19 protein-coding genes are annotated in these 26,893 nt (G+C 65.9%); 4 read left to right on the plus strand and 15 right to left on the minus strand.

Going from position 1 to position 26,893, the window contains the following annotated elements; translation table 11 throughout:
* Window positions 1–8 precede the first annotated feature (8 nt).
* Both J2R76_RS15665 and J2R76_RS15670 read right to left on the minus strand, forming a co-directional pair.
* Complete coding sequence (locus J2R76_RS15665) at window positions 9–1,610, minus strand: GMC family oxidoreductase (RefSeq protein WP_057017568.1); 1,602 nt, start codon at window positions 1,608–1,610, stop codon at window positions 9–11.
* Window positions 1,611–1,728: 118 nt separating this feature from the next.
* Window positions 1,729–2,952 carry a cytochrome P450 gene (locus J2R76_RS15670; protein ID WP_253624134.1) on the minus strand — a complete coding sequence of 408 codons (1,224 nt, stop codon included), beginning with the start codon at window positions 2,950–2,952 and terminating at the stop codon, window positions 1,729–1,731.
* 235 nt (window positions 2,953–3,187) lie between these two features.
* Here J2R76_RS15670 and J2R76_RS15675 point away from each other — a divergent pair, with 235 nt between their 5' ends.
* Entirely contained in the window at window positions 3,188–4,822 is a 1,635-nt protein-coding gene (locus J2R76_RS15675) for an NAD(P)/FAD-dependent oxidoreductase (protein WP_253624135.1), read from the plus strand.
* Window positions 4,823–5,020: 198 nt separating this feature from the next.
* Here J2R76_RS15675 and J2R76_RS15680 read toward each other — a convergent pair whose 3' ends face one another.
* From J2R76_RS15680 to J2R76_RS15730, 11 genes are all read right to left on the minus strand, one after another.
* The gene (locus J2R76_RS15680; protein WP_253624136.1) at window positions 5,021–8,323 is read right to left on the minus strand and encodes a carboxyl transferase domain-containing protein; all 3,303 of its coding nucleotides are present in this window, start codon (window positions 8,321–8,323) and stop codon (window positions 5,021–5,023) included.
* Window positions 8,324–8,531: 208 nt separating this feature from the next.
* Window positions 8,532–9,416, minus strand: coding sequence for an ABC transporter permease (locus J2R76_RS15685; protein ID WP_253624137.1), 885 nt, complete (start codon window positions 9,414–9,416; stop codon window positions 8,532–8,534).
* Complete coding sequence (locus J2R76_RS15690; RefSeq protein ID WP_057015154.1) at window positions 9,413–10,369, minus strand: ABC transporter permease; 957 nt, start codon at window positions 10,367–10,369, stop codon at window positions 9,413–9,415. Before J2R76_RS15690 ends, J2R76_RS15685 begins: the two co-directional genes overlap by 4 nt.
* A gap of 3 nt (window positions 10,370–10,372) precedes the next feature.
* Window positions 10,373–11,920 (minus strand): ABC transporter substrate-binding protein, encoded by a 1,548-nt coding sequence (locus J2R76_RS15695; RefSeq protein WP_057015153.1) that lies wholly within the window; start codon window positions 11,918–11,920, stop codon window positions 10,373–10,375.
* A complete protein-coding gene (locus J2R76_RS15700; RefSeq protein WP_253624138.1) occupies window positions 11,917–12,942 on the minus strand; it encodes an ABC transporter ATP-binding protein in 1,026 nt (341 codons plus the stop codon). Before J2R76_RS15700 ends, J2R76_RS15695 begins: the two co-directional genes overlap by 4 nt.
* Entirely contained in the window at window positions 12,939–14,015 is a 1,077-nt protein-coding gene (locus J2R76_RS15705) for an ABC transporter ATP-binding protein (RefSeq protein WP_253624139.1), read from the minus strand. The genes J2R76_RS15700 and J2R76_RS15705 overlap by 4 nt, the downstream gene beginning before the upstream one ends.
* Window positions 14,015–16,447, minus strand: a complete 2,433-nt coding sequence (locus J2R76_RS15710) for a CaiB/BaiF CoA-transferase family protein (protein WP_253624140.1) — start codon at window positions 16,445–16,447, stop codon at window positions 14,015–14,017. Before J2R76_RS15710 ends, J2R76_RS15705 begins: the two co-directional genes overlap by 1 nt.
* Before the next feature lie 173 nt (window positions 16,448–16,620).
* Complete coding sequence (locus J2R76_RS15715) at window positions 16,621–18,057, minus strand: amidohydrolase family protein (RefSeq protein ID WP_253624141.1); 1,437 nt, start codon at window positions 18,055–18,057, stop codon at window positions 16,621–16,623.
* Between the two features lie 139 nt (window positions 18,058–18,196).
* A complete protein-coding gene (locus J2R76_RS15720; RefSeq protein WP_076824351.1) occupies window positions 18,197–19,222 on the minus strand; it encodes an ABC transporter substrate-binding protein in 1,026 nt (341 codons plus the stop codon).
* A 44-nt stretch (window positions 19,223–19,266) separates the two neighbouring features.
* A complete protein-coding gene (locus J2R76_RS15725; RefSeq protein ID WP_050425957.1) occupies window positions 19,267–20,043 on the minus strand; it encodes an ABC transporter permease in 777 nt (258 codons plus the stop codon).
* A 2-nt stretch (window positions 20,044–20,045) separates the two neighbouring features.
* Complete coding sequence (locus tag J2R76_RS15730; protein ID WP_057015161.1) at window positions 20,046–20,900, minus strand: ABC transporter ATP-binding protein; 855 nt, start codon at window positions 20,898–20,900, stop codon at window positions 20,046–20,048.
* A 201-nt stretch (window positions 20,901–21,101) separates the two neighbouring features.
* Between J2R76_RS15730 and J2R76_RS15735 the strand changes: the two genes are divergently transcribed.
* A complete protein-coding gene (locus tag J2R76_RS15735) occupies window positions 21,102–21,860 on the plus strand; it encodes a GntR family transcriptional regulator (RefSeq protein WP_225163303.1) in 759 nt (252 codons plus the stop codon).
* Between the two features lie 162 nt (window positions 21,861–22,022).
* Here J2R76_RS15735 and J2R76_RS15740 read toward each other — a convergent pair whose 3' ends face one another.
* On the minus strand, window positions 22,023–22,442 hold the full coding sequence (locus J2R76_RS15740) for a nuclear transport factor 2 family protein (RefSeq protein WP_057015148.1): 420 nt from the start codon (window positions 22,440–22,442) through the stop codon (window positions 22,023–22,025).
* A gap of 155 nt (window positions 22,443–22,597) precedes the next feature.
* Between J2R76_RS15740 and J2R76_RS15745 the strand changes: the two genes are divergently transcribed.
* Both J2R76_RS15745 and J2R76_RS15750 read left to right on the plus strand, forming a co-directional pair.
* Complete coding sequence (locus J2R76_RS15745) at window positions 22,598–23,860, plus strand: amidohydrolase family protein (protein WP_253626008.1); 1,263 nt, start codon at window positions 22,598–22,600, stop codon at window positions 23,858–23,860.
* Between the two features lie 238 nt (window positions 23,861–24,098).
* Window positions 24,099–25,313 carry a mandelate racemase/muconate lactonizing enzyme family protein gene (locus J2R76_RS15750; protein WP_253624142.1) on the plus strand — a complete coding sequence of 405 codons (1,215 nt, stop codon included), beginning with the start codon at window positions 24,099–24,101 and terminating at the stop codon, window positions 25,311–25,313.
* A 192-nt stretch (window positions 25,314–25,505) separates the two neighbouring features.
* Here the strand turns inward: J2R76_RS15750 and J2R76_RS15755 are convergent, their stop codons facing one another.
* The gene (locus tag J2R76_RS15755; RefSeq protein WP_057015158.1) at window positions 25,506–26,741 is read right to left on the minus strand and encodes an ABC transporter substrate-binding protein; all 1,236 of its coding nucleotides are present in this window, start codon (window positions 26,739–26,741) and stop codon (window positions 25,506–25,508) included.
* Between the last annotated feature and the right edge of the window lie 152 nt (window positions 26,742–26,893).

Here is a 26,893-nt window from a genome sequence, read left to right on the forward strand (position 1 = left end):
GGACGGTCTCAGTCGAACAGGTTGGCGAGGCGCTGCTTCATCTGGTCGGCGATGTAGAGCGCAAGGGCCTGGATGGTGGAGGTCGGGTTCACGCCGCCCGAGGTGACGAAGATGCTGCCGTCGACGATGAAGAGGTTCTTCACGTCGTGCGAGCGGCCCCATTCGTTGACCACGGAGCGCGCCGGATCGGTGCCCATCCGCGCGGTGCCGAGCAGATGCCAGCCGCCCCACGGGATCGGATCGTTGATGCAGATGTCGGTGGCGCCGGCGGCCTCGAGAATCTCCCGGCCGCGCGCCAGCCCGTGATCCATCATCTTCCGGCTGTTCGCGCTGATCGTGTAGTCGATCTTCGGCGCCGGGATGCCGTGGCTGTCCTTCAACACGGGATCGAGCGTGACGCGGTTGTGCTCCTCCGGCAGATCCTCGCAGATCGCCGATACCGCGAGACGATGGCCGTTGAGCTTGCGGAACACGCGGTGATGATCCTTGCCCCAGGGCAGGATGCCCTTCTGCTCGCTCGCGACCGCCTCGAACACCGGCCCGGCGCCGCGGCCGAACTGGATGCCGTAGCCGCGGACGAAGCCGCGCGACAGATCGGTGTCGTAGAACTCCTTGCTCCACAGGCAGGTCGGCGGCGCGCGGTTGCTGTCGGTCGGCTCCTTCACGAAGCCGTAGATCTGCGCGTAGGGGTGGAACATCAGGTTCTTGCCGACCAGGCCCGACGAGTTGGCGAGGCCATTCGGGAATTTGCCTGACACCGAATTGAGCAGCAGCCGCGGCGTGCCGACACCGTTGCAGGCGATGATGACGACTTCGGCCGGCTGAAACTGCTCGACGCCGTCCTTGTCGTAATAGACGACGCCGGAGGCCATGCCGTGCTCGTTGGTCAGGATCTCGCGTACCCGGCAATGGGTCTTGAGCTCGACCCCGGCGCGGACCGCGTGCGGCCAGTAGGTGATGTCGGTCGAGGCCTTGGCACCCTGCGCGCAGGCCGGCGTGCAGTGGCCGAGATTGATGCAGCGCGCCCTGCCCTCGTAATCCATCGTCGCCACGGTCGTGTCCGACGGCCACCAGTGCCAGCCGAGCTTGTTCATGGCCTTGCCGATCAGCGGGCCGGATAGCCCGAGCGGCTGCTGCGGCATCGGCGGGTGGCTCAGCGGCGACAGCGGATCGCCCGACAGGCCCGAGACGCCCATCATCCGATCGTTCTCCTCGAAGAACGGGGTGAGCGCGTCGTAGTCGATCGGCCAGTCATCGGCGACGCCGTCCAGCGTCTTCACCTTGAAGTCGGACGGATGCAGCCGCGGCCAGTGCGCGGTGTACATCACCGTCGAGCCGCCGACGGCGTTGAAGTTGACGACCTTGATCGGCGAATTGTCGTCGTTGATCGGATAGTCCTCGGGCCGCTTGCGGACATTCGGGCTCGACGACCACTCGCCGTAGAACTTCGCCTCCCAGTCGCGCCCGGTGCTCGGATATTCGGCCGGATTCATCCAGCCGCCCTGATCGAGGCAGAGGATATGCATCTTGGTATCGGCGAGGCTCCAGGCCACCGCGGCGCCGGAGGCGCCGGCGCCGATGATCAGGACGTCAACGGGATCGTTCTTCATTCTTGTTCCTTGATCTTTATGACCCCGTCATTCCGGGATGGTCCGAAGGACCAGACCCGGAATCTCGAGATTCCGGGTTCGATGCTCTGCATCGCCCCGGAATGACAACCCCACAACTTCAATTGACGATTCTCACCGGCAAGCTTCGTATACCGCGGATGAAATTGGAATAGAGCCTTTGCGGCGGACCCATCAGCTCAAAACGCAGATCGCGCGCCAGGACCTCCTCCCAGAGGATGCGCAGCTGCTGCTCGGCGAGGCGATCGCCGACGCAGCGGTGGACGCCGGCGCCGAAGGCGAGATGCTGGCGCGGCTTGGCGCGGTCGATGATGAATTCATCGGCACGCTCGATCTTGTCCTCGTCGCGGTTGCCGGAGATGTACCACATCACGACCTTGTCGCCCTTCTTGATCCGGCGGCCGGCAAGCTCGACGTCGTTGCGTGCGGTGCGGCGCATGTGCAGCACCGGCGTGTGGTAGCGGATGGTCTCGGACACCAGGTTCGGGATCAGCTCCGGCCTCGCGCGGACCAGCTCGAACTGCTCCGGGTTCTCGCACAGCGCCATCAGCCCGGCCGACATCGAATTGCGCGTGGTGTCGTTGCCGCCGACGATCAACAGCCCGATCGTGCCGATGAACTCGCGCGGCTCCAGATTCCGCGTCGCGTCCGAATGCGCCAGCATCGAGATCAAATCGAAGGTCGGCGGCGCATCGGCCCGCGCGTCCCACAGCTTGCGGAAATATTCTCCCATCTTGACCAGTTCGGCGGTGCGTTCAGCCTCCGAACGCACCACCGCGTCGGGGGATTCGACGTTGGCGATCGCAACATCCGACCACCAGGTCAGCTTGGCGCGGTCTTCAGGGGGGAAATCGAACAGCGTCGCCAGCATCATGTTGGTGAGGTCGACCGAGACCCGCTCGGCCCAGTCGAAGGTCTCGTTGCGCGGCAGCGCATCGAGTACGGCTGAGGTGCGCTTGCGGATCAGGGCGTCGAAATTGGCGAGGTTCGACGGCGCCACGATCGGCGCCACCGTGCGGCGCTGCGCGGTGTGGCCGGGCGGATCCATGCGGATGAAGCTCGGCCGCTCCTGCCCCTTCGGCTGGTCCGTGACCTGGATACCGCCAAGCTCGGAGGCCGACGAATAGTTCTGGTGATCCAGCTCGACCGCGAAGATGTCGTCGTAGCGCGTCACCGACCAGTAGGGGCCGTAGGCCGACGCCTCGCAATAATGCATGGGATCGTCGCGGCGGAGCTGCGCGAACAGCGGCCGCCAGGTGTCGTCCTGATAAAGCCGGGGATTGCTGACGTCTATGGACGTCGGCCTGCGCAGCGCCTCTCCCATCGCTTCACTCCCGTTAGGTTCCGTCGCCGCTTGGCGGGCGATCGTCGTGTCGGGCCGACGATAGAGGGAATCCCGCAGCCGAGTAAAGCCGCGGGGCGGACAGTCCGCCGCGCGGAATGCGCGCGGGCCGACGCACCCGGCAAATCCCGATAGCTGCCCCGCTCCGCGATGTTTGTCGGCAGCAGGAAGACCGGCTAGCCTTGCGGGCAATCAATCCATCGGGGAGCAACGACAGGTGGCCGAATTGCGCCAGGACAACACCGCCCAGACGGCTGCGCTGGACTACGACGTCATCATCGTCGGCGCAGGCTTGTCCGGCATGTACCAGCTCCACCGGCTGCGCGAGCTTGGGCTCAGCGCGCGCGTGTTCGAGGCCGGCACCGGCGTCGGCGGCACCTGGTACTGGAACCGCTATCCCGGCGCACGTTTCGATTCCGAGAGCTATTCCTATGGCTACTCGTTCTCGAAGGAGCTGCTCGAGGAATGGGAATGGTCGGAGCATTTCGCCGGCCAGCCCGAGACCTTGCGCTACTGCAACTATGTCGCCGACAAGTTCGACCTGCGCCGCGACATCCAGTTCGAGAGCCGCGTCACGTCCGCGATCTACCAGGACGACACGCGAAGCTGGCAGGTCACACTCGAAAGCGGCGCGCAGCACTCCTGCCGCTTCCTGATCACCGCGATCGGCCCGTTGTCGACGCCGACCCTGCCGCGCATCGAGGGCCGCGACGATTTCAGGGGCCAATCGTTCCACACCGCGCGCTGGCCGAAGGAGAAGGTGGATTTCACCGGCAAGCGCGTCGCCGTGATCGGCACCGGCGCGACCGGCATCCAGACCATCCAGACCATCGCCGGCGAGGTCGGGCATCTCACCGTGTTCCAGCGCACCGCCAACTGGGCGGCGCCGCTGCACAACGGCAAGATCGACGCCGAGACGCAAGCCAGGATCAAGGCCGGCTATCCCGAGATCTTCGCGCGCTGCAAGGAGACCTTCGCCTGCTTCGTGCATACGCCCGATCCGCGCGGCGCGTTCGAGGTGAGCGAGGCGGAGCGCGAGGCGTTCTACGAGAAGCTCTATGGCGAGCGCGGCTTTGGCATCTGGCAAGGCAATTTCAAGGATATCCTGATCGACCGCGCGGCGAATGCGACGATCAGCAATTTCGTCGCGCGCAAGATCCGCGAGCGCGTGAAGAACCAGGCGGTCGCCGAGATGCTGATCCCGAAGAACCACGGCTTCGGCACGCGGCGGCTGCCGCTCGAGACCTTCTATTACGAGGTCTACAATCGCGACAATGTCGAGCTGGTCGATATCAAGGAGACGCCGATCGAGCGGATCACGCCCGAGGGCATCCGGACGACCGACAAGGACTACGCCTTCGACATCATCATCTACGCCACCGGCTTCGATGCCATCACCGGCAGCTTCGACAAGATCGATTTCCGCGGCGCGCACGGTGCGCGGCTGAAGGAGAAATGGACGCACGGCCCGGAAACCTATCTCGGGCTGATGGTCGACGGCTTCCCCAACATGATGATGCTGATGGGCCCGCACACCGCGCTCGGCAACATCCCGCGCAGCATCGAATACAGCGTGGATTGGGTCACCGGGCTGATCCGCTTTGCGCAGGAGAGAGGCCTGACCTTCCTCGACGCCACGCCCGAAGGCACCGCCGACTGGACCGAGCATGTCAAGGCGCTCGGCGTCGGCCTGCTCTCAAACGAGGTCGATTCCTGGATGACCGGCATCAACCGCAACGTCGAGGGCAAGCAAACCCGGATCGTCGCCCGCTACAGCGGCAGCGCCCCGGCATATCGCGCGCGATGCGACGAGGTGGCGGCGAAGGGGTATGCGGAGTTGCGGTTGGGGTAACTCTCTCAATGACGCGAGACGCCCGCCCACCCGCCGCCGTCGTCCGGCGAAAGCCGGGACCCATAACCACAGGGTTGGGTTGTTGAAGGAGGCTATGGCCCCAGCACCGTGCAACAATGACCATCGGTGGTTATGGGTCCCGGCCTTCGCCGGGACGACACCGAGTTTGATGCACGATCTAACTCGCCCTACGCCACCCTACCACGCGTCAATGCACGGCCGCTTGCGATGCGTGCGCGGCTCCGGCTTCGGCACCGAGCGCAGGCCGGCCATGATCCAGTGCCTTGTGTCGGCGGGATCGATCACCTCGTCGATTTCGAGCACCGAGGCGATCGAGACCGCCTTGCCGTTGGCGTAGAGCTCGGCGACCTTGGTCTGGAAATACTTCTCGCGCTCGACCGGGTCCTCGATCGCCTCCATCTCCTTGCGGAAGCCGAGGCGGACATAGCCTTCGAGACCCATGCCGCCGAACTCGCCGGTCGGCCACGCCACCGTGAAGAACGAGGCGTGGAAGCCGCCGCCGATCATCGATTGCGCCCCTAAGCCATAGCCCTTGCGCAGCACGACGCCGAACAGCGGCACCGTGATGCTGGCGCCGGTGACGAACATCCGCGCGACATGGCGCACGATCGCGGTCTTCTCGGCCTCGGGGCCGACCATGAAGCCCGGCGTGTCGCAGAGCGAGACGATCGGGATGTCGAAGGCGTCGCACAGCTGCATGAAGCGCGCGGCCTTGTCGCCGGCAGGTGCGTCGATCGCCCCGCCGAGATGCTTTGGATTGTTGGCGATCAGGCCGAACGGCTTGCCCTCGATGCGGATGAAGGCGGTGATCATGCCGACGCCGAAATCGCGCCGGATCTCCAGCACCGAGCCTTCGTCGGCGATCAGGTCGATCACGTTGCGGATGTCGTAGACCCGCAGGCGATTTTCCGGGATCGCACGGCGCAGCAGCCGCTGGTCCGGCGCCTTCCAGTCCTGCACCGCGCCCTGGAAGTAGGACAGATATTTCTGTGCCACCGTGGTCGCCTCGGCCTCGTCCTCGACCAGGATGTCGATCACGCCGTTCGGCGACTGGAAGGAGACCGGGCCGACCTCGGCCGGATGGTAGACGCCGAGCCCGCCGCCCTCGATCATCGCCGGACCGCCCATGCCGATCGACGCATTCCGAGTGGCGATGATGACATCGCAGACGCCGAGCATCGCGGCATTGCCGGCGAAGCAATAGCCGGAGACCACGCCGACCACGGGCACCAGTCCGGAGAGTTTTGCGAACTGCACGAAGGACGGGCCGTCGAGGCCGGTCATGCCAAGCCGGTCGGTATCGCCGGGACGCCCGCCGCCGCCCTCGGCATAGAACACCAGCGGCATGCGCCACTGCTCGGCGAGGCCGAGCATGCGGTCGATCTTCTTGTGGTTCATATGGCCCTGGGTGCCGGCGAGCACGGTGTAGTCGTACGAGATCACCATGCAGCGCGCGCCGTCGGCGCCGAAATCCTTGGCGTTGACGGTGGCGACGCCTGATATCAGGCCGTCGGCCGGCGTGTTCTTGATGAGATCCTCGACCTTGCGGCGGCGGCGCTGCGCCGCGATCGCGAGCGACCCGTATTCGACGAACGAGCCCTCATCGACCAGCTGCGCGATGTTCTCGCGCGCGGTGCGCTGGTTGGTCTTGCGGCGGCGCTCGACCGAGGCCGGGCGGTTCTCGTCCAGTGTGATCGCCTTACGCGCGATCAGCTCGGCGAGGTCAGGCCGGATGTGATCGAGATCGATCGCGGCCTCTTCCGCCGCGTGATGGCCGTCGACCTCGGCAGGCTCGAGGAACAGGATCGGCTCGCCATGCATCAGGGTGACACCGATGCCGCCCGCGATCCTGGTCACCCGGCCGCCATGTGGTGCGGTGACGAGATGCTCCATCTTCATCGATTCCAGCACCGCGATCTGCTGGCCGGGCCGAACCAGATCGCCCTCCGCGACCTCGATCGCCACGATCGTGCCCTGCAGCGGCGCGGGCACCGGGAGCGATCCCTCGGGGGCGGCTTCGACAGCAACGGCCTTGGTCGCAGCCGCCTCGCTCACCTCGATCAATGGTGCGGCGAGATCCTGCGCCGCGCCGACCAGCGCCGCAACATGGGTGTCGATGAAATTGGTGCTGATCTTGTTCCGGCCAAAGCTCTGGTGCGCCAGGATGGCGCCGAGGAACGGGATGTTGGTGGCGACGCCGCCGATCCGAAATTCGCGCAAGGCGCGCGATGCCTTGTGCACCACGTCGGTCCACTTTGGGCTCGGCGAATGCACGATGACTTTTGCCAGCAGCGAGTCGAACGCGGCAGAGGTCCGGTAACCGGAATAGCCGAACGTATCGACGCGAACGCCGGGGCCGGACGGCAGGTCGAACACACTGAGCGTGCCGCCGGTTGGCTTTGTGATGCCCTTCTCGTCCATCACCTCCATGTTGACGCGAAGCTGCATCGCATAGCCGCGCGGCAGCGGCACGGTGGCCTGCGCCAGCCCAAGCGAAGCGAGCGTGGCGCCGGCGGCGACCGCGAGCTGCGCGCGCACGAGGTCGACGCCGAGCACCTCCTCGGTGACGGTGTGCTCGACCTGCAGTCGCGGATTGGCCTCGATGAAGGCGAAGGCACCCTCACCTTCGCCGGCTTCGTCATCGACCAGGAATTCGAAGGTGCCGAGGTTGTCGTAGCGCGCAGCCGTGGCAAGCTGCTTCGCCGCCTCGATGATGCGCGCGCGCATTCCCTCGCTCAGCGACGGGCTCGGCGCCACCTCGATGAGCTTCTGGTTGCGGCGCTGGATGGTGCATTCGCGCTCCCAGAGATGGCTGATGGCGCCGTAACGGTCGCCGATGATCTGCACCTCGATATGGCGGGCCTTGCGGATCAGCCGTTCGACATAAACGGCATCGCTGCCGAACGCCGCTTTGGCCTCCGACTGGCAGCGCGCATAGGCCTCGTCGAGCTTGGCGGCATCCTCGACCACCCGCATGCCGCGCCCACCGCCGCCGGCGATCGCCTTGATCATCACGGCGGCGCCGGCGCCGAGCGCGGCGAAGAACGCCTTTGCCTCGTCGAGACTGGTCGCGCCTGATGTGCCGGCAATGATCGGGACGCCGCATTTTTTCGCTAGCGCCTTTGCCTTGGCCTTGTCGCCGAACAGATCGAGCGCCTCTGGCGACGGGCCGACGAAGGTGATCTTGTCCTCGGCACAGCGCCGCGCCAATTGGGTGTTCTCGCTGAGGAAGCCGTAGCCTGGATGCAACGCGTCGCAGCCCGCGGCCTTGGCCGCCGCAACCACCGCCTCGATGTCGAGATAGGCCCGCGCGCCGCGGCCGGGAATCTCGCGCGCCTCGTCGGCGGCGCGGACATGCAGAGAGGCGGCATCATCGGCGGGATAGATCGCGACCGTGGCGAGGCCGCTGTCGGCAGCGGCACGGGCAATCCGGATCGCGATCTCACCGCGGTTGGCAATCAGCAATTTCTTGAAGGACATGATCGGTTCCGTAAGTTTGCTCACCTCGTCCCGCTTGCGGGGAGAGGTCGAAATTTGCGCGCAGCGCGAATTTCGGGTGAGGGGGAATCTCCGCGAGCTCGCCTGCGGAGACTCCCCCTCACCCGAAGCCTACGCTTCGCTTCGGCTTCGACCTCTCCCTGCAAGCGGGGCGAGGTGATGAGCGCGCGGCATCCCGTACACATTTGCACTAGCGATCCTTCATGGTCGGATCGAGCACGACACGCAAGGATTCCCCGAGCGCATTGAACGCCAGGGAGACGATTAGAATGGCAAGGCCCGGCGCATACATCTGCTCCGGGGCGATTTCCATGTATTGATAGGCGCGCGCCAGCATGGCGCCCCAGCTCGGGTCCGGCGGCTGGATGCCGAGGCCGAGGAACGACAGGCTGGCTTCGGCCAAGAGGGCAGCGGCGAGCAAGAGCGTCACTTGCACGATGACCGGCTGCAGCGTGTTCGGCAGCACGTGCCGCCACAGCACATGCCATGTCGGCGCGCCGAAGCCTCTGGAGGCATCGACATAGAGCTCCTGCCGCACGATCAGCGTGCGGGCGCGGACGATGCGCGCCAGCGCCGGAAACATCGTGATGCCGACCGCGATCATGCCGTTGGTCAGCCCGATGCCGAGCGCGCCGGTGACCGCGATCGCCAGCACGATGGCGGGGAACGACAGGAAGGTGTCGATGATGCGGCTGATGATGTCGTCGATCCAGCCGCCGAAATAGCCGGCGATGAGGCCGACCGGCAGCCCGATCAGGACCGCAACGCCGACCGCAAGCAGGCTGGCGTAGACGGTGGCCGGCGCGCCGTAGATCAAACGCGAGAAGATGTCGCGGCCGAGGTCGTCGGTGCCGAGCAGATGGGCCGGCCCCGGCGGCGCCAGCATGTTGTTGACGTCCTGCGCGGTCGGCGCATAGGGCGCGATCCAGGGCGCGCCGATTGCGACGACGACGAGCACCACGAGCACCAGGATCGACAGCGCGGCGCGGAGGTCGCCGGCGAGCCAGCGCGCAAAGCGCCGCAGTCGCGTCGGCCGCGCCGGTGCCTTCAGGGGTGCAAGCGCCACCTCGGTCATTGCTCGATCCTCGGATCGACCGCGGCGCAGAGCAAATCGGTGATCAGGTTCACCGCGATCACAACCACCACCATGGTGAAGACGACGCCTTGCACGATCGGGAAATCGCGCTGGATCGCGCCGCGCACGATCAGGCTGCCCAGGCCGGGAATGGCGAACACCGCCTCGATCACCACGGTCGCCGCCAGCATGCGGTTGACCAAAAGGCTGATGATGGTGAGCAGATTGACGCCGACATTCTTCAGGCCGTGCTGCCAGAGGATGCGGGACATCGACAGCCCCTTGGCATGCAGCGTGCGGACATATTGCGACGACAGCACCTCCAGCAGCGCCCCGCGCAGCTGGCGCGCGACCTCGGCCATACCGTAGGCCGCGATCGCGATGCCAGGCAGCAGCGCATGCCTGATCGCATCGACCGGCGAGGCGCTGAAGGATTTTGCGCCGGTCGCCGGCAGCCAGTTCAGCTTCAGCGAGAATTCCGCCACCAGGATCATCGCGAGCCAGAAGCCGGGCACCGCGACGCCGAGCGACGCCAGCATGCTGATCAGCTTGTCGATCCAGCCGTTCGGCTTGATCGCGGCCATCACGCCCATCGGGATGCCGGTGACCAGCGCCAGCGCCAGCGCGATCACGACGATCAGCAGCGTGTTCGGAAACGCGCGCCCGATCGAGTCCGCGACCTTCTCGCCGGTCAATAGCGATTGCGAGAGATCGCCTTGCGCGACATTGCCGAGCCAGGCGCCGTATTGCACCAGGAACGGGCGGTCGAGGCCGTAGATCTTCCTGATCTCGGTGATCCGCGCGTCGGTCGCGTTGTCGCCCGCCAGCGTCACGGCGATGTCGCCGGGCACCAGCTTGAGCAGCGCGAACACCATGAAGGTCGCGAGCAGGATCACGGGCAGCGCCTGCACGAGGCGGCTGCCGACGACCTTGACCGGTGACCGCCGCGCCATCGCCTAACTCCCGAGCCAGACGTCGTCGTATTTCGGCTTGCCAAGCAGGTTCGGCCGATAGCCCTGCACCTTCTTGTTCATGGCGACCAGCTCGAACTGGAACGCCAGCGGCGCGACAAAGGCGTTCTCCATCACCAGCCGCTGCACGGTGGAAAACGCCTTGCGCCTGGTGTCGATGTCCTCCGAGGCGCGCGATTCCTTGATCGCGGCCTCGAGCTCGGCCGGCACCGGCGCGCGGCCGCCATTGTAATAGGCGTCCTTGGTGAACATCAGCGAATAGGTCAGGCTCGGGTCGGGCCGGCCGGTCCAGGCCGAGAGCAGCCCTGCCCCCTTCTTCTCCGGACCGAAGAAGGCCGCGGAAGCTTCCGCGATCGGGGCGTTGACGAAGCGCACGCCGATGCCGGCCTTGCGCAATTGCTCGATCAGGATCTCCTGACGCTGCACCGAATCCTGGTCCGGATAGCCGCCGAGCTCGATCTGGGTACCCTCCTTGAAGCCGGCCTCGGCGAGCAGCTTGCGCGCTCGGTCGGGATCATAAGGATAGAGTTTTGCGACCTCCGCGTCGTATGCCCAATGCGCCTTCGGCAGGTTCATGTAGGCGGGCTCCGCAAGACCTGCGAGCGCGGCCTTGACGAAGGACTCGCGATCGATCGCGAAGTTGAGCGCCTGACGGACCTTGAGATTGTCGAACGGCGGCTTGGCCCAGTTGAGGAAGATCTGAAGCACGTACAGCGTCGGGCCATGCACCACCTTGACGCTCGAGGCGCGCTCGATGATCACCTTCTGCCGCGGCGGCAGCTGGTAGATCAGATCGTTCTGCCCGGCGGTGACCGAGCGGGCGCCGGTGGTGAGCTCGGGAATGATCGAGATCTCGATGGCGTCAGGAAGCGGCCGCTCCGGCTTCCAGTATTTCTCGTTGCGCTTGACCACGATCTTCTCGCCGTCGGCCCAGCTGACGAACGAATAGGCGCCGGCGCCGACCGGCTTGCGCGTCACGACGCCGCCCTCGGCCGCCTTCAGCGCCGTCGGCGACACCATCATGCCCGCGCGGTCGGAGAGAATCCCGGGCAGCGCGGTATCGGGTGTCTTCAGCTTCAACGTCACCTGCTGCGGGCCGGTGACCTCGACCGCGGCGACGGAGAGCAGGTCGGCCTTGATGTTCGACTTCGCATCGCTGCGGTTGCGCTCGAGATTGAACTTGACCGCTTCCGCATCGAGCGGCGTGCCGTCATGGAAGGTGACGCCGGCGCGGATGTTGAGCACCAGCGTGGTGGGGTCGGTGAACTTCCAGCTTTCGGCAAGGCCGGGCTTCGGCTTCAGCGTGTCGAATTCCCATTCGGTCAACGTATCGTACATCGTGAACAGGAAGGCGTGGTCGGAGCCGGCGCCGCCGGTCGCCGGATCGAGGCTCGACGGATTGGCCGGCGCCGAGATGCGCAAGGTGCCGCCCTTCTTCGGCGCGCCTTCCGCAAACGCACGGCCGCTGAGCGTGGTGCTGGCCAATGCGCCCGAGATCAGCGCCATGGCCTCGCGTCGTGTCGTCATTGTCATGGCGTCGTCTCCGGTTGTGAGTTCGGCGAAAAATTCAGGCGGTCGGCGAAATGGCAGGCCACCCAGTGATCGGGCTTCAGCTCGCGCCACTCCGGCACGCGGTCGGTGCAGAGCGGCTGCGCGTGCGGGCAGCGGGTACGGAAGCGGCAGCCCGAGGGCGGATGGATCGGGCTCGGCACCTCGCCCTGCAGGACGATGCGGCTCTCCTGCCGCATCGTGGATGGCAGCGGCCGCGGCTCGGCTGACAGCAGCGCGATCGTGTAGGGATGCAGCGGGCGCTCGGCGACCTCCTCGGTCGGCCCGAGCTCGACGAACTGGCCGAGATACATCACCGCGACGCGCTCGCTGATATGCGAGACCACGGCGAGATCATGGGTGATGAAGACGTAGGTCAGCCCGAGGTCGCGCTGCAGATCGGCAAACAGATTGAGCACGTCGCCGCGGATCGACATGTCGAGCGCGGCCACCACCTCGTCGCAGACGATCAGTTTGGGTTTGAGCGTCAGCGCGCGGGCGATCACGACGCGCTGCTTCTGGCCGCCGGACAGCTGATGCGGGTAGCGCGCACCGAACTCCTGCGGCAGGCCGACGCGCTCCAGCGCCTCCCGCGCCTGCCGCTCGCGCTCGGCACGGCTGCCGACACGCGCGAGCTCCAGCGGCTCCAGCACCGAGGCCAGAATGGTCATGCGCGGATTGAGCGCGGCGTTCGGGTCCTGGAAGATGATCTGGTAGTCGCGGCGATGGTTTTGAAACTCCCGGCGTGGCAGCGCCGTTGGATCGATGCCGTCATGCAGGATGGCGCCGGCGCTGGGATTGAGCAGGAACACCAGCGCGCGGCCGATCGTGGTCTTGCCCGAACCGGACTCCCCGATGATGCCGAAGGTCTCGCCGCGGCGGACGTCGAAATTGACGCCGTCGACCGCCTTCACGGTGGCGCGGCGGTCCGAGGTCTGGAAGCGGACCTGAAGGTCGCGCACCGAAACGATGGCGTCGCGGCGCGGCTCGGCATCGGCTGTGGTCATTGCGTCGCGACCTTCGCAGCGGCCGATGCGCCGGGCGGATGCAGCGCGCCCGGCAGATTGAGCTCGGCAAAGCGCCAGCAGCGCACTCTTCTGCCGCCGCCGGCGTCCTGCAGCTTCTGCTCGGCCTCGCAACCCTTCACCGCATACGCGCAGCGGGCCCGGAAGCGGCAGCCATTCGGCATCTCCGCGATCGACGGCACCCGGCCCGGGATCGACGGCAGCCGGCCGTGGCGCGGGCTCAAATGCGGCAGCGAGCGCAACAGTCCGGACGTGTAGGGATGCAGCGGCCGCACCAGCGCCTCGTCGACCGTGGCGTCCTCGATCACCTCGCCGGCATACATCGTGATCATCCGCGTGCAGGTCTCGGCGACGACGCCGAGATCGTGGGTGATCAGCATCAGCGCGGTCTTCGAGGTCTCGCTGATGTCGCGCAGCAGCTCGAGGATCTGCGCCTGCACGGTGACGTCGAGCGCGGTGGTCGGCTCGTCCGCGATCAGAAGCTGCGGCCCGCAGATCAAACTCGCCGCGATCATCACGCGCTGGCGCATGCCGCCGGACAGCTGGTGCGGATAGTCGTCGATCCGCCGCTCGGGCGAGGCGATGCCGACGCGGCGGAGCATCTCCAGCGTTTTGGCGCGCGCCTCCTCATGGGAAACGTCGGTATTGACGCGCAGCGTCTCGGCGATCTGGTGGCCGACGGTGAAGACCGGGTCGAGCGCGCTCATCGGCTCCTGGAAGATCATCGCGATCCGCTTGCCCCGGATCGCGCGCATCTGCCGCGCGCTGCAGGAAGCGAGATCGACGCCGTCGAACAGGATCTTGCCGTCGAGGCCGGCAAAATTGCCTGGCAACAGCCGCAGGATCGACAGGCCGGTGATGGTCTTGCCGCAGCCGCTCTCGCCGACGATGCCGACGCGCTCGCCGGGCGCGATGTCGAAGTCGACGCGGCGCGTCGCCTGCCAGACGCCCTGCCCGGTCTTGAAGCGGATGCCGAGCCCGCGCACGGACAATAGCGGCGGCGCGCCGTCGCGCGCACCCTCCGCCCTGCGCTGTGCCGGCTGGCCTGCGTCCATCAGCCCGCCGCCCGCTTCTTTTCTTTCACCAGTTGCTCCTCCATCAGCATCTCGGTGCCGATGATGCCATCGCGGGCGAGTTCATCGAGCTCGGCGTCGGAAAGCCCGAGCATGCCGCCGAGGATCTCGCGGTTGTGCTCGCCGAGCGTCGGCGGCACCGAGCGGATCGCGAACGGCGCATCGCTCTCGCGAAACGGCATCGATGGCTGCGGATGTCGTCCGATGAACGCGCGGTCGACATGCTGGATGAAGCCGCGCGCGTGGAGCTGCGGATCCTCCAGGAGATCGATCGGCAGCCGCGCCACGCCGGAGGCAACGCCGGCAGATTGCAGCGCGGTCATCGCCGCATCGGCATCGCGCGCCGCGGTCCAGGCCGTGATCGCAGCCTCGATCTCGCCCTCGATAGCGCGGCGGCCCGTGGCCGTCTTGAGTGCCGCGTCCGCTGTCCAATCCTCGCGGCCGAGCAGCCGGGTGAGCTTTGGCCACATCGCATCGTCGGACACCGCGACGACGATCCAGTTGTCTTCTCCGGCGCAGCGAAAGCAGCCATGCGGCACGAAATCGGGATGGCGGTTGCCGTATTTGGTCGGCGGCTCGCAACTGGTCGAATGCGCCACGATCCAGGGCGCGGCGAACGGCATCATGCATTCGATCTGGGCGAGATCGATGAACTGCCCCTGTCCCGTCAGTTTGGCGTGGATCAGCGCGGTCAGCACCGCGGCGGCGCCGTTGAGCCCGCCGACGGCGTCGCCGAACGCGGTATGGCTCATGACCGGCGGACCATCGGGATCGCCGACCACGCTGGGCAGGCCGGAGCCCTGCTCCAGCGTCGAGCCGTAAGCGCGGCAGTCGCGATGCACGCTGCCGGCACCGAACGCCGACATCGACATCATCACCAGCTTGGGATTGATCTTGCTGAGCACGTCGTAGCCGAGGCCGAGCTTGGGCAGCACCTCGACCGAATAATTGTCGACCACGAGGTCGGCATCGGCGAGCAGGCGCTTGGCCAATTCAAGCCCCTTCGACCGGGTCAGATCGAGCGTGATGCCGCGCTTGTTGCGGTTCATGATGCAGTAGCGCACCGACTTCTCGTACATCTGCTCCAGCACATAGGCCGGACGGCGGTCGACGCCGCGCCACCAGTCCGGATACTGGGTCGCCTCGATCTTGATGACGTCGGCGCCGAGATCGGCGAGCGTGCGGGTGCAGATCGGCCCGGCCCAGCCCATCGAAAAGTCGACGACGCGGATGCCCTCGAGCGGCAAGCGATCGGTTGCAGCGGGCTTGGGCGCCGGCACGCGCGGCGCAGCCTCGCGCCTCGCCTGCTGCTCGCCGAGATCAGGCACCCGGCCGCCGCGCAGCGGCGGCGTTGCGGTCAGCCGCTGCATCGTGCCGGCGGAAAAGCCGGTCTCGTCGCCGATGGTGATCGGGACGATGGCACCGCGGGCGCGCTTCTCCTCGTCGGCGATGAGATCCGCGACCTCCGGCACCGGCACGATCGGAATCTTGCGCTTGAGCCCTTCGGCGAACCACTCCTGCGCGGTGCGCTGCTTCAGCTTCGGCAATATCCTACCTTCGATCTCGGCCACATGGCGCAGCCGGTCGACACCCATGACCAGCGTAGGATCGTCGCGCAGCTCGTTGAGCCCGAGCATCTCGCAGAACGCGCGCCATTGCGCCGGGGTCACCGTGGTGACGCCGAGCCAGCCCTGCTTGGTCTCGTAGATGCCGACTGGAAAGGTCGGCCAGAACCGGTTGACGCCGATCCGCCGCATGATGTCGCCGCGCTGGAATGCCTCGAACATGATGTATTCGGTGACCGCGATAGAGGCCTCGAACAGGCTGAGATGGTTTTCGCGCCCGCGCCCATCGTGCATGCGGCCGAGCACCGACGAAGCGGCCGCGATGAAGCCCCACAGCCCGCCCAGAATGCCGGTCTGGAAATCCGGCGCATGCATCGGCGGCCCCTGCTCCGGACCGACCAGCTTCACCAGTCCGGTCAGCGCGCGGATCGTGGAGTCCGTCGCCGCGAAATTGGCGTAGGGACCGCGATCGCCGAACCAGGCGAGGTCGAGATGGATCAGGCCGGGATGGTCCCGCCTGATCGCGTCGAGATCGATCTCGGGACAATCCGCCGCAGCGATGCCGCGCCCGTCGAGCAGGATGTCGCAGCCGGCAATCAGCTCCCGCAAGCGCGATACCGCACCCGCATCGCGCGTGTCGAGGACGACACTCGACTTGTTGAAGTTGAGGAACGCAAACCACGCGCTCCGGCCTTTGGGCGTCAGCGGCGCGGTGCGGCGAAGCGGATCGCCGTGCGGCGGCTCGACCTTCTGCACATCGGCGCCGAAATCGGCAAACAGCCGCGCGCAATAGCTCGTCGCCGCAGCACTTCCGATCTCGACAATCCGCAGATGCGATAACGCGCCCATCAGGCTTCCTCGCGACACATGACCAGCCGGTGACAGCGACTGATTCAGTCTTCTTGTTGGGTGAACTTGAAGCCGCGCCGACTGTGTGATGCAAGTGGAATTTTCTTCCGTTTGACGGAATTAGCGAGCGTATGACCGAAGTTGCTGCTCAGCGCGAAGCGAAGATTGTGCAGCTAATTGCAGGTGAGCTGCGCTTCGAACCAGTGTTGCACTGAGTTCGACAATCGCGGCCATGCGCGCAAGACATGCGCGTATGTGGCCGCGCTCGCGCGGGTGATGCCGCGCAGTTCCTGCTCGATGGCGGGGAGATCAACACCGAGGCACCGGCCGGCCTTGGCGACGCTGCGACCATCGACCACAAGCTCAGAGATCAGCGACGCATTGCCGCGTGCGAACAGCAGATCGAGCGGATCGGCATCGAGAATCTGATCACGCTCGAGGCGGTCGAGATCGATGCTGACGAAATCGGCCGGCGCACCGACCGCGAGCTCGCCGGTGCCCGGCGCGCCGGTGGCGCGGCGGCCGTTGCGGATCGCGAGCGTGAAGAATTCCTGAGCAGTCCATGTACGCTTGAAGCCGAGACCACCGTGCATCATCTGCACCAGCCGCATCTCGCGCAGCACGTCGTCATCCTCATCGAGCGCGATGCCATCGACGCCGACCGCGATTGCACAGCCGCAGCCGTGCGCCGCCGCGATTGGCGCCAACCCGGAGCGCAGGTGCAGGTTGGAGGAGAAATTGGTGACGATGCGCGCACCCGACGCCGCGATCATCTCGAGCTCGTCGGGCCGCGCGTGGATGCAATGCGCGAGCGTCAGCCGCTCCGAGAGGAAGCCGATATCGCGGAGATAGCGCACGATGCCGCCGGGAAAATGCTGGTCGGCCCAGGTGCGCTGGTAGGTGGTCTCGAGCAGATGCATGTGGATGCGGCGGCCGGTCCGCGCCGCGTTCTCCGCGACCGCCTCCAGCAGCGGCTTCGAGCACCACTGCACCCCGGCCGGCCCAAGCTGCACATCAACCTTCGGCCCGCCGATCGCAGCCGCGATCGCGTCGGTCAGCTCGATATAGGCCTGCGGCGACATCGGGGCGCGCACGAACAGCTGTTCGATCGTCTTGCGGTCATCGGCCGGAAGACCTGACAGCACCGCTTCGCTGTCGCCATAGACGATCGGGTTCTGGTCGCGCACCGCGATGGCAAAGGCGATGCGGATGCCGACATCGCCGGCGGCGCGCGCGATCGCCCTGGCTTCATCGACGAGCGGCATGGTACCGCTCGGGCGGGTGTAGTGCACCATCATCGCCGCGCAGCCGGCCTGCGCCGCGCGGGCAAACGCCGAGGCCGCGGTGAGATAGGGATCGACCGGCGTGCCGACCACCGTGCGCAGGATCCAGCTCTCCTGCGGCATGCCGACCGCGCCGAAGCTCGAGGCGCGCGGGCGGGCGTGGTCGTGGGCGTTGACGAAGGCGGGAAGGATGAGGGAACGCGGGCCTGTCGCCGGGCGCGCCGCTTCGGAAATATCGGTGATGACGCCGCCGTCGTGACGGAGCACGACGTCGTTGCCGATGTCGTGGTCAGAACCGCAGAACAGACGGGTTGCCGTGACGTCCATCGGTCCCTCCGCCGTCATTGCGAGCCACCCGGTCGGCGCGAAGCGCCGCCCGATGACAGGCTCCGCGAAGCAATCCATGCCCCCGCATGCGGAAAGATGGATTACTTCGCTGCTTCGCTCCTCGCAATGACGAACAGCGTCAATTCGCCGTATACACCAGCTCCCGCTCCGCGCGCGGCGGCAGGAATTCCCGCGAAAACACTTCGGCCGGGGCCGGCGTGCGGGTGAGCTGGTAGCCTTCGACGATGAAGCCGATGGCGCGCGCCATGCGGTCGTCCTTGACGTCGCCGATGCCGATGTCCTTCATCTCCGGCGAGACGATCAGCTTCTCGAAGGAATATTGCAGCCGGCGTTTCTCGACATCGACATTGATCAGATTGTCATAGTTCAGCGCCGCCTTCATGGCCGCGTTCTGGTCCTTGGCGACCGCGATCGCGCCCTTGTTGATGGCGCGCACCAGACCGGCCACCGCCTTCGGGTTCGAGGCGATCAGCTTGCGCGAGACCATCACGCCGTTGGAATAGAGGTCGAGCCCGTAATCGCCGAACGAGAACCATTTGAAGTCCTTGTCGGGGTCCTGGCGGTTCAGCACCAGGTTGAAATAGCTCGTGATGTTGAACACCAGCGCGGCGTCGATGTCGCCCTTGATCAGCATCGGCTCCTGCAGGTTCGGCGCCATGTTGGAGACCTTGATCTTCTCGCCATCGAGCCCGTTCTTGTGCACGAACACCGGCAACAGCCGCGTGGTCGGCGTCCCCTGCGCGCCGCCGAGCGTGTGGCCCTCGAAATCCTTGATCGTCTTGATGCCGCTCGAGTTCTTGGCGACGATCGCGAATGGCGGCTGGTTCCACATCATGTAGACCATGACCGGCGCATCCTGCGGCTTGGTCGCGGCGTTCTGGATGATCGCATTGACGTCGCCGAAGCCGGCGTCATAGGCGCCCGACATGATGCGCGTCACGGTCGCGCCGGAGCCTTCGCCCTGGTCGATCACGACGTTGAGGCCCTCTTCCTTGAAGTAGCCGTTGTCCTTGGCGTAGAAGAACGCGGCGTCCGAGCCTTGCGTCTTCCAGCCCAGCGTGAACTTGATGGTGGTGTCCTCGGCGCGCGCGGGACCGGCGACCAGGGCCAATCCCAACAGCGCGGCGCTTACTTTTCTCAGCATCGAGATCTCCTTAAGCTTCATTGCTTGACGGTCGACGAAGTGTCTCAAGTGGCGATGACATTGTCCTTGCGTGTCGCCCAGCCGGTGACCTGGCCTTCGATCAGCGAGAACAGGACGTAGAGCGCGACGCCGAGACCGGCGAGCACGAACAGCCCGGCGAACACCAGAGGCACGTTGAAATTGGAGGACGCGGTCATCATGACGTTGCCGATGCCGCGGTTTGAGGCGACGGTTTCCGACAGCACCGCGCCGACGAAGGCGTAGGAGACCGCGACCTTCAGCGAGGCGAAGAAGAACGGCATCGTCCTCGGCAGGCCGACGTTCCAGAGGATGTCGAACTTGCTGGCGCCGAGCGCCTTCAGCACGTCCTCAAGCTCGGGCTCGGTGGTGGCAAGGCCGGTGGCGATGTTGACGACGATCGGGAAGAAGCAGATCGACAGCGAGGTCAACACCGCCGGCACGGTGCCGGAGCCGAACCACAGCACGAAGATCGGCACCACGGCGACCTTCGGGATCGACGAGAAGCCGACCAGCAGCGGATAACAGGTGTCGTAGGCGGTTTTTGACACCCCGATCACGGCACCGAGCGCGACGCCGAGCGCCACGCCGAGCACGAAGCCGATCATGGTGGTGACCAGGGTCTGCACGATGTGCGGCCACAGGATCGGGAATTTCTCGAACAGCGTGACGAAGATTTGCGACGGCCGCGGCAACACGAGGTCCGACATCCCCGTCATCAGGCAGAACAATTCCCAGGCGACGAAGAACAGCACGATCAGGGCGGCGGACCAGGCCTTCTGCCTGATGTCTGACACGGACATGGTCAGGCTCCCTCGCGCGCCGCGCTGCGCGCATCGACGATGAAGGCGCGGAGCTTCTGGTTGAGCGCGACGAAGTCGGGCTCAAAGGTCATCGCCACGGTGCGCGGACGGGCGAAGTCGACCCTGGAGTCGTCGAGGATGCGGCCGGGCCGCGCGCTCATCACGCAGATACGGCTGGCGAGGAAGCCGGCCTCGCGCAGATCATGGGTGACCAGCAGCACGGTCGGCCTGTGGGTCATCCAGAGCTGCTGAAGGATTCCCCACAGCTCCTCGCGGGTGAACTGGTCGAGCGCGCCGAACGGCTCGTCGAGCAGCAGCATGCGCGGCTCGTGGATCAGCGCGCGGCACAGATTGGCGCGCTGGAGCATGCCGCCGGAGAGCTGCCACGGATAGCGGCCGCCGAACCCCTTCAGCCCGACCTGCTCGAGCAACGCATTGGCCTTGTCGCGGAACTCGGTCTTGCGCAGCTTGCGGAACTGCGAGCGGAACGGCTCGACGATCTTCAGCGGCAGCATGATGTTCTTTTCGATCGTCATCCACGGCAGCATGGTCGGGTTCTGGAACGCCATGCCGACCCGCACCGCGCGCGCCGCGACCTCGCGGCCGCCGACGATGACGACGCCGGTGGTCGGCCGCGCCAGGCCGGAAACCAGCCGCAGGATGGTGGACTTGCCGCAGCCGGACGGGCCGACCAGCGCGACGAACTCGCCGTCGGCGATCCGCAGCGTGGTTGTCGACAGTGCCGGCACGGCGCGGGCGCCGCGGCCGAAGGTCACGGAGGCGTCCGACAGCTCGATCGCGGTCGGCGCGGATCCGGCGGCCATCGGCTCGCCGGCAAATTCGGAGTTTGGTTGCATGCGCATCACGAGCAAAGTGCATGCAAGCCGGATGCCAGCGGCCGTAGCGTTGAAAATCAAGGAGATCGCGCGTTCCGCGCCTCAAAGGCCGGATTCCTTTTGGGCAATCCGCGGCTCAAACTGCATGCAATTCGAGCGCCCGATTGCTCTGGCGGTATGATAAAGAGGTGTTCGAAGCACCTTCGAGAAGGATTCGCGGCAATGGCGGGGCGCGCCGACAGCAGCAAGACGGCTGAATCGTCAGACAAGGTCAGCGTGATCTGCCGCGCGCTGCGGCGCGCGATCATCGAGCAGGCGCTGGAGCCCGGCGCCAAGCTGCCCGAGGATTCGCTCGGCGAGCGCTTCGGCGTCAGCCGCACCATCGCACGGCATGCGCTCGGTCAATTGGCGGCCGAAGGCCTGGTCGAGCTGCGCCGCAACCGCATCGCCGTGGTGGCGACGCCGAGCTGGCAGGAGGCGCGCGATGCCTTCGATATTCGCATCGAGCTCGAGCGGCTGGTGGTGCGGCAGCTCGCGGGCAAGCTGACCAAGGCGCAGATCGCCGAGCTGAATGCCCATGTCGACGCCGAGGATCGCGCCCGCGACGGCACCGACGCGGTGTCGATCCGGCTCGCCACCGAATTCCACATCCTGCTCGCCCACATGACGAACAGCCCGATCCTGGTGCGCTATGTCAGCGAGGTCGCGTACCGCTGCTGCCTGACGCTGTCGCTGTACAGCCGGCCGCATTCGTCGGAATGCGCGATCAACGAGCACCGCGCGATCATCGCCGCGCTGGCGAAAGGCGACGTCGACAAGGTGATGGGGCTGATGCACAGCCATCTGGATTCCGTGGCGACCCGTGCGCTGGTCGCGCCGAGCCCGCAGCGCGGCCGCGATCTGCTGGATATTCTGGCCCCCTATGCCGACGAGGCAACCGGCGAAAAGGTGGTGAAGCTGCCGAAGGCGGCGCGGCGCTGATGCTCTTACCTCGCCCCGCCTGCGGGGAGATGTCGGATCGCATCGCAGATGCGATCCGGGTGAGGGGGTACAGGTCTATCCGCGGCCGATACTCGCGGATGCAGCCCCTCACCCCGACCCTCTCCCCGCAAGAGCGGGGCGAGGGAGAAGTGGCACCGCTTCCTACGCCTCGATCCCCCGCTGCATCAAAATCCACTCGGCGCTGTCGTTCCAAACGTCCATCTTGACGATCTGCCCGCCCCGCACCACGAAGCGATCGACATAACGGTTGCCTTCGAACGGCGTGCCGTCGGTCCATTCGCCGTAGAGCGTGCCGACGCTATAGACGACGGTCTCGTCCGTGCCGGGGCAGACATCGAAGCGGTCCATCTTCTTCTTCACCCAGCGATAGCGCTTCGCGTTGAAGCCGGTCGGCCCGCGCGGATGGTCGAATTTGCGCCCGCCGGTGAAGGTGATCACCGTGCCCGGCTTCATATAGGCCGCAGCCGCATCCGGATCGGGGATCATCGACGCCGTCAAATAGGCCTCGACGATCTCGGCATCGGACATCGGGCGGGCATCGGCTTTGGCGGGTGCGGACATGGCGGGTCTCCGGGGATAATCAGGACTCTACAATCTGGTCATCAAAGTGTATGCATATTTTTTAGACAATCGAACCATAAAACTGCACACAATCTGGTGCTGCCGGATCCTGGCCGTTCCGCTAGGCTCAGACCACCCTGATGTTTCCCTCGCCGATGATCGCGAAACCTGCCTTCGACCTCGTCTTCCGCAATGCCGTGACGCGCAGCTCTGCCGCCGCGGTCGATATCGGCATCGCCGGCGGCAGGATCGCCGCGATCGCGCCGCGCCTCGTGTGCGAGGCGGTCGAAGTCGACCTCAACGGCCGGCTGGCGTTGCCCGGCTTCGTCGACACCCATATCCATCTCGACAAGGCCTGCCTGCTCGGCCGCTGCGGCCACGATCACGCCAGCCTCGGCGAGGCGATCCGCGCGGTATCGGCGATGAAGCGCGACTTCACGATCGAGGATGTCCATGCGCGCGGCTCAAAAGTGATCGAGCGCGCAATCACGGCGGGCACCACGCGGATGCGGACGCATGTCGAGATCGACCCGAGGATCGGGCTGCGCGGCTTCGAGGCGGTCAAGGCCTTGAAACGCGACTATGCCTGGGCGCTCGACCTCTCGCTCTGCGCCTTTCCGCAAGAGGGCCTGACCAACGATCCCGGCGCCGACGAGCTCTTGGTCGCGGCGCTCAACGACAGTGCCGAGGCGGTCGGCGGCTGCCCCTATGTCGACAGCGATCCGAACGCGCATATCGCGCGCATCTTCGACCTCGCGCAGGAGTTCGACGTCGATGTCGACCTCCATCTCGATTTCGACCTCGATCCCTCCTGGTGGCACATGGAGGAGGTCTGCCGGCAGACCGAGCGGCGCAACTATCATGGGCGCGTCGCGATCGGGCACGCCACCAAACTCTCCGCGCTGCCGCCTGATCGGTTGAAGAAAGCCGGCGCTCGGCTCGCCGAGGCCGGTGTCGCGGTCACCGTGCTGCCGGCGACCGATCTCTATCTGATGGGCCGCGACGCCACCCACAACGCGCCGCGTGGGCTGACCGCCGCGCACCGGCTCGTCGCCGATGGCGTGCTGTGCTCGGTCGCGACCAACAATGTGCAAAATCCCTTCACGCCGTTCGGCGATGCTTCGCTGCTGCGGATGGCCAATCTCTACGCCAATGCGGCGCATGCCGGGATCGGCGAGTTCGACGCCTGCCTCGATCTCGTCACCGATCTGCCGGCGCGGCTGATGAACCTGAAGGATTACGGCATCACGGTCGGCAATCCCGCCGACATCGTCGTGCTCGATACCGACAGCGGAACCAACGCCATCGCCGAGCTGCCCGACGTGCTGATGGGCTTCAAGCACGGCCGCAAGACCTTCGAACGGCAGCGGCCGACGCTGTTCCGGCCTGACACCGAGATGTTTGTCCCGTCACCCTGAGGCGCGAGCTCTTGCGAGCCTCGAAGGATGCACGGCCCCGTGAGATCCACACGGAGAGAGCCGGCCCGTCGACCCTTCGAGACGCGCGCAAGAGCGCGCTCCTCAGGGTGACGGTGAACGAAGAGGCGAGTGCCGCCTTGCCAATACGCATTGTCGCCTTGCCCTGGCGCGAATTGACGCGTCCGCCGATCCGTTGTTGGTATCCCGCCAACAGCAACAAACAACCGGGCAGGAAACCATGAGCAAATCCACCACAATCAAAAGCGTCGAGACGCTCGCCTGCGATGCCGGCTGGCGGAATTATCACTTCGTCAAGGTGACGACGACGGACGGGCTGGTCGGCTGGAGCGAATATGACGAGGGCTTCGGCGCGCCCGGCGTGACGGCGGCGATCGAGCGGCTGTCGGCGCGGGTGGTCGGCAAGAACGCGTTCGAGCACGAGCGGATCCATGTCGAGCTGTTCGCCGCGACGCGCCCTGCCGCCGGCGGCGTGGTGGCGCTGGCGCTCGGGGCGATCGAGAACGCGCTGCTCGACGTCAAGGCCAAGGCGCTCGGCGTGCCCTGCTACGACCTGCTCGGCGGCAAGATCCGCGACCGCGTGCGGGTCTACTGGTCGCATTGCGCGACCTGGCGCATCAATCATCCCGACTGGTACAAGCCGGCGATCACCGATCTCGACGGCGTCAAGGCGATCGGGGCCGAAGTGCGCGAGAAGAAATTCAGGGCGATGAAGACCAACATCTTCGTCTATACCGACGGCAAGCCGCAAGGCTGGCGCCCCGGCTTCGGTTCGCCGTTCCAGCCCGAGATCAATATCGACCGCACCGTGCTGCGCAATCTCTGCATGCACCTGGAGGCGATCCGCGACGGCGCGGGGCCGGATGTCGATCTCCTGCTCGACCTCAACTTCAACGCCAAGACCGAGGGCTATCTCAAGATCCTGCGCGCGATCGAGAAGATGGACATGTTCTGGGTCGAGATCGACACCTTCAACCCGCAGGCGCTCGGCTACATCCGCCGCCAGAGCCCGCACCCGATCTCATCCTGCGAGACGCTGCTCGGCCTGCGCGAGTTCCTGCCCTATTTCACCGAGCAGGCGATGGACGTCGCGATCATCGACACGCCGTGGAACGGGGTCTGGCAGTCGATGAAGGTCGCCGCCGCCGCCGAGCATTTCGAGGTCAACGTCGCGCCGCATAATTTCTACGGCCACCTCTGCACCATGATGAACGCGCATTTCTGCGCCGCGGTGCCGAACCTGCGCATCATGGAGACGGACATCGATCGCCTGGCCTGGGACCACGAGCTGTTCACCCACGTGCCTGAATTCGTCGACGGCCATCTGGTGATCCCGGATCGCCCGGGCTGGGGCACCGAGCCGAACGAGGAAGGCCTGCGCGCGCACCCGCCGAAGAACAAGGGCGGGCTGCTGAATTATGGATTGAAGAAGTAGGCGTTTGTTGCGCCGGCCCACACCCCATCGTCGTCCCGGCGAAGGCCGGGACCCATAACCACCGCTGCCTGGTGTGTAAGGGATTATCGCCCCAGCAGAGCAAAACAATGCGCAGTTGGGGTAATGAGTCCCGGCCCCCCCTGCGCAATTGCGCACTAGGCCGGGACGACGCATGACCCAACTCAACGGCCCTCAATTATCCTCGCGCACCGCCGTGAACGCGCTGTCGATCACGTCGCCGATCGGCTGCCAGGCATTGCCGTCGAACTGCACCAGCCGCATCTGCTTGATCGGGCGGAAGTCCTTCGGTCCGGTGTTGATCACGATCCCGGGCAGCGCGATCGGGCTCTGGTAATCCTTCAGCGACGCGGCCTGCCGCATGATGTTCTCGCGCGACAGATCGTCGCCGCACTGGCGCAGCACCTGCATCAGCGTATCGGCGGCGGCGTAGCCGAACACGGCGTAGATGTCGTCCTTATCGCCGTCGGGATAATACTTGTCCATGAAGGCGAGCCACGCCTTGATCTGCGGATCGTCCTTCCAGGAGGCATCGCCGGCATCCTTGAGGAACGAGGTCGAGATCACGCCGAGCGAGTTCTGCAGGCCCGCCGGCCGCAAGGCGCTGGCGATCGAGGCCGACGCATTGTCGAGGATGAATACCGGATGCCAGTCGAGGTCGGCCGCAACGCGGATCGCGCGTGCCGCGATCGCCGGCGCGCCGTCGAACACCAGGATATCGGCGCCGGAGTTCTTCAAAATTCCGATCTGGTTCTGGATCGCGGTCTCCGATGCATCGAAGGCGAGATCGGCGACGATCATGCCGGCGGTGTCGCCGAGCCCCTCCTGCAATCCCTTGAACAGGTCGCGGCCGAACTGGTCGTTCTGCCAGAGCACCGCGATCTTGCGCGAGGGATAGGCGGCCTGGATGTAATTGGCGTAGATCCGCCCCTCGGCGCGGAAGGTCGGCTGCCAGCCCATGGTCCAGGGAAAGGTCGCAGGATGCGCCCACGCCTCGTCGCCGGAAGCGACGAACAGCTGCGGGACCTTGTTCTCGTTGAGGTACTTCCGGACCGCGAGGTTGCTCGGCGTGCCGAACGAGCCGAACATCAACAGCACATCCTGCTTCTCGACGAGATCGCGGGTCTGCTCCATCGCGATCTTCGGATTGGAGCTGTCATCGACCGAGACGAACCTGACCTTGCGGCCGTTGATGCCGCCATGCTCGTTGACCATGTCGAAATAGGCCGCCTCCGCCCGCCCGATGGTCGCGAACGCGGCGAGCGGCCCGGTATAGGGCATGACGTTGCCGATGCGGATCTCGTTGCCGGCCGCCGCCGTCTGCGCCTGCTGCGCGCGCAACGGCGCCGCCGCGAGGACAGCTGCGAGGACGAGGGATATCGAAAGCGCAGTTTGTCTTTCTGTTTGCATCAACATCGCCACAAACGCGCCGGCACCAGGCCGGCGCTCCTCCCGAGCGAGCGGAGTTTATCGCCCAAGCCAATGCCGGAAAAATGAAATGTTGATGGCGGAGGCAGGCCTTCTTTCACCTCCCCCGCAAGCGCAGGGCAATCGCATATGGC

The sequence above is a fragment of the Bradyrhizobium sp. USDA 4532 genome (genome assembly GCF_024171315.1).
GTDB classification, from domain to species: domain Bacteria; phylum Pseudomonadota; class Alphaproteobacteria; order Rhizobiales; family Xanthobacteraceae; genus Bradyrhizobium; species Bradyrhizobium australafricanum.